Source organism: Halobacterium bonnevillei, assembly GCF_009831555.1.
GTDB classification, from domain to species: Archaea; Halobacteriota; Halobacteria; order Halobacteriales; family Halobacteriaceae; genus Halobacterium; species Halobacterium bonnevillei.
The window spans coordinates 1-5,583 of the sequence record NZ_WUUU01000185.1; the positions used below are offsets into that span (position 1 = coordinate 1).

Below are 5,583 nucleotides of genomic sequence, written 5' to 3' on the forward strand. Positions count from 1 at the left end.
GCCGACCAGCCGGGGTCGGCCGTCCGCCGGGACGACCAGTTCGGCGACGGCTCGGGCGTGACAGAGTCCGGCGGCGGGGAGGGGGGCGAGAACGACGGCGGAGACGTGCGCGGACGAAGCGACGGGAGCGGCGATGAGTGACCTCGCCGACCGACGCGGAACGGAGACGACCGTCTACCAGCCCGCGGAGGACTCCCTGTTGCTGGCGGAAACGGCGGTGGCGGAGCTCTCGACGCGGGACTGCGTGCTGGAGGTCGGGGACGGGGTCGGGGTACGTGGCTGCGACGGTCGCGGACGAGGTGGGGTCCCGGGTCGTCGGGTCGGACCTGAACCCGTACGCCTGCGTGCAGGCGAGCGACCGCGGCGTGCCCGTCGTGCGCGCGGACCTCGTGTCGCCGTTCCGGGACGACGCGTTCGACGTGGTGTTGTTCAATCCGCCCTACTTGCCGCGGGACGAGGATGCGGCCCGCGACGACTGGATGGAGGTGGCGCTGTCCGGCGGTGAGTCCGGTCGCGAGGTCGTGGAGCCGTTCCTGGACGCCGTGGGGCGCGTGCTCGCGCCCGACGGGTACGTGTTGTTGCTGGTGAGCACGCTGACGGGCGTCGATGAGGTCGTGGAGTACGCGGGCGAGCGCGGGTTCTCGGCGGCGGCGGTCCGCGAGGAGTCGTACTCGTTCGAGACGCTGTCGGTACTCAAGCTATGGAATAACTAGAGGGCATAATCAGGAACGGAAAATATTAAACGTGGGTATGGCGTAGCGACTGCCATGCAGCGAATCGCCACGACGCCCGGGCTCTTTCCCCTCCCCGACGACGCCAAGGAGACGTTGTCGGACCTCAAGGGCCACCAGAAGCACGACCTCGTCAGCGGCGACGAGTCCCCCGAGATCGAATCCGTCTACGACGACGTCCGCGAGGACCTCGTCGCCGTCCAGCGGGACGCCGCCCTCGACCGCGTCGTCGAGGGACAGGCCCGCTGGGACGACATGCTCGCCCACCCACTGACCGTCCACGAAAACGTCGAGACGGGCGGCATCGTCCGGTACTACGACAACAACAACTTCTACCGCGACCCCATCGTGCACGGCGACCTCACGTTCTCCGGCGACCTCGCCGCGGACCTCGAGGCCGCGGCCGAGTACACCGACGACCTGCAGGCCGTCGTGCCCGGCCCGTACTCGCTGGCCGACCTCGCGACCGACGACCACTACGGCGACGACGAGGCGTTCCTCGCCGCCATCGCGGAGTTCCTCGCCGGGGAGGTCGAGGCGTTCCCCGCCGTCGAGTCCGTGTTCGTGCTCGAACCGTCGCTGGTGACGAACCCACCAGGCGACGGCGAGGACGCTCGCGCGAGCGAGGCCATCGACACCGTCGCGTCCGCGACCGACGCCGACGTCGTGGCGCACACCTACTGGGGCGCGCTCGAGGAGAAAGTCCACGCCCACCTCCTGGACGCGGACGTCGACGCGGTCGGCTACGACTTCGTCTCCAACCACGAGGACAACGTCTACAACATCGCCGAGTACGGCACCAAGGACTCGGTCGCCCTGGGCGTCGTGGACGGCCAGAACACCCTCGTCGAGTCCCCCGAGACGATCACCGAGCGCGTCGACTGGTTCCGCGACGCCGTGCCGGATCCCGTCGAGTTCGACGCGGCCTACGTCACCGCGAACACCGGCCTCTTCTACCTGCCCGTGAACCGCTTCGAGGAGAAACTGCGGGCGCTCGCCGCGGCGACAGACGACCGTGCCGACGGCGAAACCGAGGAGGTGACAGCATGAGCAACCGCGACCAGTTCCGGCCCGAGGACCACCCCAACGACCACTTCCTGCTGACGACCGTCGTCGGCTCTTACCCGAAACCGAAGTGGCTGGACCGAGTGAAAGACCGCTACGAGGACGACGAGGCGGACTTCGGGGACGACGAGTGGCAGGAAGCCACGGACGACGCCGCGCGCCTCATCACAAGGGAACACGAGCGCGCCGGCCTCGACGTCGTCGTGGACGGCGAGATGCGGCGCAACGAGATGGTGGAGTTCTTCGCCGACCGCATCGACGGCTACGAGTTCAACGGCCCGGTGAAGGTCTGGGGGCACAACTACTTCGACAAACCCAGCGTCGTCGACGACGTCGAGTACGACGAGTCCTGGCTGGTCGAGGAGTACGAGTTCACCGCCGACGTGGCGGACCGCCCGGTGAAGGTCCCGATCACGGGCCCGTACACGCTCGCGAGCTGGAGTTTCAACGAGGCGTACGAGGACGACGAAGCCCTCACGTACGACCTCGCGGACCTCGTCAACGAGGAGATCGAGAAGCTCGTCGACGCGGGCGCGCGGTACATCCAGATCGACGAGCCCGCACTCGCGACGACGCCGGACGACCACGCCATCGTCGGCGAGGCGCTCGAACGCATCGCCGCGGACATCCCGGACGACGTCCGCATCGGTCTGCACGTCTGTTACGGCGACTACTCACGCATCTACCCGGAGCTCCTGGACTACCCCGTCGACGAACTCGACCTCGAACTCGCGAACGACGACTACGAGCAGTTGGACGTCTTCAAGCAGCACGCGTTCACGAAGGACCTCGCGCTCGGGGTCGTCGACGCCCACGTCGCGGACGTCGAGTCCGTCGAACAGATCGAGTCGAACATCCGGAAGGGCCTGGAAGTCGTCCCGCCCGAACAGCTCACCGTGAGCCCGGACTGCGGCGTCAAACTCCTCCCCCGCGAGGTCGCGTACGGGAAGATGGAGAACCTCGTGGAAGCCGCCCGTAACGTCGAAGCCGACCTCGATGCCGGCGACATCGACGTCTCGGCGGCCGCGCCCGCGGACGACTAGCAGTTCGCACTGTCCCGTCGCGATTCCGCGTTTCGAGCCTGTTCCGAGGGTCTATTTCCTGCTTCGCTTCGAGTGCGTTCGTCAGGACGCCGTTCGTCTGCGCTTCGAGCGCGTCCGTCAGGACACCTCTTGCTTGAGCGTCGAGACGTGGTCCCCACAGACCACGCCTGCTGTCACGACCTCGTACTCTTCGGGCGACTCTGTACCGGGGACGGCGCCCGTGTCCTCGGCGAGGTCGTAGCTGCCGGGCTCCGAACAGTACAGGCACGTCTCGTTGTCGACGTCAGTGGTGAGGTGTTCCGCGACGCACTGCTCGCAGAGGCCCAGCGTCTCCTCGCCGACGAGCCGATAGACCACCCCCGTCTGATTGCAGACGGCACAGTTCATACGTGTCGCTCGCACCCGGGTGAAAAGAAACCCGGGGGTGGGGGAGGGAGCTACCGCCGGTCGGCTATCCCCGCACGTCGTCGGCGACCAGCACGACCGTCTCGTACTCGTCGTCGCTGTACGCGATGAAGCGGACGTCCTCGAGGTGGTCGGGGTCGAAGTCCAGTATCTCCTCGCAGATGATGCGCGCGCCCTCGGCGAGGTCGAACCCGGCGACGCCACAGCCGAGCGCCGGGAGCACGACTGACTCGCAACCCCGTTCGTCGGCGGCCGCGAGCGCGTTCCGGGTAGCGTCCCGGATGCTCTCCGCGGTCGCGTCGCCGCCGCCGTAATGCGGCATCGCGGCGGCGTGAATCACGTACTCCGCGTCGAGGTCGTAGGCGTCGGTGACCGCCACCGCCCCGAGGTCCACCGGCCCCTTCGACACGGCGTCCTGGTTCAGTTCCTGGCCTGCACCGCGGCGGAGGGCGCCCGCGACGCCCGACCCCATCTGGAGGCTCGTGCCCGCGGCGTTCACGAGCGCGTCCGCCGACTCGCTGGCGATGTCGCCCTGGACGACGCTGAACTGCATGGCTACGTGGACGTCGTGTCGCCGCCGCAAAAAATCCGCCGTCAGTTCGGGCGTAGTCGCCGCGACCGTCAGTGGTCGCCGGCGTCCTCGTACACCCACGTCGCGGTGCCGAGGTCCCAGTCGACGAGTTCGTCCTCGTCGAAGAACAGGGCGATCTCGCGCTCGTTGGCGCCCTCGTCCTCGTGGTCGCTGCCGTGAATGATGTTCTGCCCGAGGTCGTTGCCGTAGTCGCCGCGGATGGTGCCCGGTGCGGCGTCCTGCGGGTCGGTCGCGCCCATCATGCGGCGGACCTGGCGGGTGGCGTCGGCGCCCTCCCAGACCATCGCGAACACGGGACCGGACGTGATGAACTCGACGAGACCGTCGAAGAACGGCTTGTCCTCGTGTTCCGCGTAGTGCTCGTGGGCGAGGTCCTCGCTGATCTGCATGAACTTCCCGCCGACCATCTTCAGGCCCTTGTCCTCGAGGCGGGAGACGACCTCGCCGATGAGGCCGCGCTGGACGCCGTCCGGCTTCACCATCACGAACGTGCGCTCGTCGTGGTGGCTCATCCGTTACTCGCCTCCCTCGACTTCCTCTTCCTCGGTCCACTCCACGTCGCGCGGTTCGCGGCCGAGGTCGGCGTTCTTCTCGCACTTCGCCGAACAGAAGTGCACGGTGCTGCCGTCGTTGTGCACGAACATCGTACCCGTGCCGGGTTCGATGTCCGCGCCACAGTAATCACAGGTTCGTGTCTGTACCATTACTGACCACCGATGGAGTCCGCCTCGCGGGCCGTCTCCTTCAGTTGGAGGACGTCGCCCACGCGGACGGGACCGAGGACGTTTCGCGTGATGATGCGTCCCTGGTTGGAGCCCTCCTGGATGCGGCATTTCACCTGCATGGCCTCGCCGTGCATCCCGGTCTTGCCGACGACCTCGATGACTTCGGCGGGCGTGGAGCCCTCTTCTTCGGTTTCCTCAGCACTCATGGGTGGTTACTGGAGGTCCTCGATTTTGGTCGAGATGTCGTCGACGTCGTCCTCGGCGTCGCCGGCGTCCACGACGGCCGCGGCGGCGCTGCCGACTTCGAGGCCGGCGGCGTTGCCGAGTTCGTCCTGGGTCTCGACGAAGGCGACCTGGATCCCCTTCTCCGCGGCGAGTTCCGGGAGGTGCATGACGATCTCTTCGGGGGAGACGTCCTCGGCGACGAAGACGAGCGAGGCGTTGCCGCGCTCGACGGCCTTGGTCGTCTCGTTCGTACCTTTCTTCACTGTACCGGTGTCGCGAGCCACTTCGAGCGCTTCGAGGGCTCGCTCCTGGAGGTCTGCTGGAACGTCGTAGTCTACGTAAACTGGCATGTGTTGTTCACCTATTCCTGCTGGCGGGCTTGCGCTCCCCTGCCGGTGCGGAATCCCTGACGGCTAGGAGCATCATCGACCCCCGCAGGCTGTATCCTACATCTGGGGGTCCCTCAGTTAAAAGCGCTTTCAAAGCGCCGCGGCGTGCGACGGCGACGCAGGCGCTCGCCACCTGCGAGTTGGCGCGTCAGTACGTTCGCGATACGGGCCCGGTGGCTGCGCGATCGGTCCCTCGAGTGTGTCAGGCGCAATCGAACTCCAGGGCGTCTGGTGCAATCGTCCCCGGCTTGGCGCCCCTGTCGCGACCTCTCGCCCCTCGAGTGGAGGAACTGGAGCACGTGCCAGAACCGCTCGTGCCACTCCGCTTCGGTCAGCGTGCCCGCCGGCGGCTTGAAGAACACCGCGAAGCTCACGCGGTCGCCGTGCGCCTCGAAGACGTCGAGGTAC

The 5,583-nt window shown here is 67.4% G+C and carries 9 protein-coding genes and 1 pseudogene; 3 read left to right on the top strand and 7 right to left on the bottom strand.

Annotated elements, in window-relative coordinates:
• The first annotated feature begins 133 nt into the window (after positions 1 to 133).
• From GRX66_RS15900 to GRX66_RS15910, 3 genes and pseudogenes are all read left to right on the top strand, one after another.
• Positions 134 to 713 (top strand): annotated as a pseudogene (locus GRX66_RS15900) (HemK2/MTQ2 family protein methyltransferase).
• A 54-nt stretch (positions 714 to 767) separates the two neighbouring features.
• Entirely contained in the window at positions 768 to 1,781 is a 1,014-nt protein-coding gene (locus GRX66_RS15905; RefSeq protein ID WP_159527407.1) for a 5-methyltetrahydropteroyltriglutamate--homocysteine methyltransferase, read from the top strand.
• A complete protein-coding gene (locus GRX66_RS15910; protein WP_159527408.1) occupies positions 1,778 to 2,839 on the top strand; it encodes a methionine synthase in 1,062 nt (353 codons plus the stop codon). The genes GRX66_RS15905 and GRX66_RS15910 overlap by 4 nt, the downstream gene beginning before the upstream one ends.
• A gap of 117 nt (positions 2,840 to 2,956) precedes the next feature.
• Here the strand turns inward: GRX66_RS15910 and GRX66_RS15915 are convergent, their stop codons facing one another.
• From GRX66_RS15915 to GRX66_RS20130, 7 genes are all read right to left on the bottom strand, one after another.
• A complete protein-coding gene (locus tag GRX66_RS15915) occupies positions 2,957 to 3,226 on the bottom strand; it encodes a hypothetical protein (protein ID WP_159527409.1) in 270 nt (89 codons plus the stop codon).
• A 64-nt stretch (positions 3,227 to 3,290) separates the two neighbouring features.
• Positions 3,291 to 3,797: a macro domain-containing protein gene (locus tag GRX66_RS15920; protein WP_159527410.1), complete on the bottom strand. Its 507-nt coding sequence runs from the start codon at positions 3,795 to 3,797 to the stop codon at positions 3,291 to 3,293.
• Positions 3,798 to 3,865: 68 nt separating this feature from the next.
• Positions 3,866 to 4,348: a nucleoside-diphosphate kinase gene (gene ndk, locus GRX66_RS15925; RefSeq protein ID WP_159527411.1), complete on the bottom strand. Its 483-nt coding sequence runs from the start codon at positions 4,346 to 4,348 to the stop codon at positions 3,866 to 3,868.
• A gap of 3 nt (positions 4,349 to 4,351) precedes the next feature.
• Positions 4,352 to 4,540: a 50S ribosomal protein L24e gene (locus GRX66_RS15930; protein ID WP_159527412.1), complete on the bottom strand. Its 189-nt coding sequence runs from the start codon at positions 4,538 to 4,540 to the stop codon at positions 4,352 to 4,354.
• A complete protein-coding gene (locus tag GRX66_RS15935) occupies positions 4,540 to 4,767 on the bottom strand; it encodes a 30S ribosomal protein S28e (RefSeq protein WP_058983677.1) in 228 nt (75 codons plus the stop codon). The genes GRX66_RS15930 and GRX66_RS15935 overlap by 1 nt, the downstream gene beginning before the upstream one ends.
• Before the next feature lie 6 nt (positions 4,768 to 4,773).
• The gene (gene rpl7ae, locus GRX66_RS15940; RefSeq protein ID WP_159527413.1) at positions 4,774 to 5,136 is read right to left on the bottom strand and encodes a 50S ribosomal protein L7Ae; all 363 of its coding nucleotides are present in this window, start codon (positions 5,134 to 5,136) and stop codon (positions 4,774 to 4,776) included.
• A gap of 113 nt (positions 5,137 to 5,249) precedes the next feature.
• Positions 5,250 to 5,583: YqcI/YcgG family protein (locus tag GRX66_RS20130; protein WP_233745582.1), on the bottom strand; the 334-nt coding region annotated here is incomplete at its 5' end.

Coding starts and splice junctions, on each gene's coding strand:
- GRX66_RS15905 (WP_159527407.1), top strand. CDS start 768: ATGCAGCGAATCGCCACGACGCCCGGGCTCTTTCCCCTCCCCGACGAC.
- GRX66_RS15910 (WP_159527408.1), top strand. CDS start 1,778: ATGAGCAACCGCGACCAGTTCCGGCCCGAGGACCACCCCAACGACCAC.
- GRX66_RS15915 (WP_159527409.1), bottom strand. CDS start 3,226: ATGAACTGTGCCGTCTGCAATCAGACGGGGGTGGTCTATCGGCTCGTC.
- GRX66_RS15920 (WP_159527410.1), bottom strand. CDS start 3,797: ATGCAGTTCAGCGTCGTCCAGGGCGACATCGCCAGCGAGTCGGCGGAC.
- ndk (WP_159527411.1), bottom strand. CDS start 4,348: ATGAGCCACCACGACGAGCGCACGTTCGTGATGGTGAAGCCGGACGGC.
- GRX66_RS15930 (WP_159527412.1), bottom strand. CDS start 4,540: ATGGTACAGACACGAACCTGTGATTACTGTGGCGCGGACATCGAACCC.
- GRX66_RS15935 (WP_058983677.1), bottom strand. CDS start 4,767: ATGAGTGCTGAGGAAACCGAAGAAGAGGGCTCCACGCCCGCCGAAGTC.
- rpl7ae (WP_159527413.1), bottom strand. CDS start 5,136: ATGCCAGTTTACGTAGACTACGACGTTCCAGCAGACCTCCAGGAGCGA.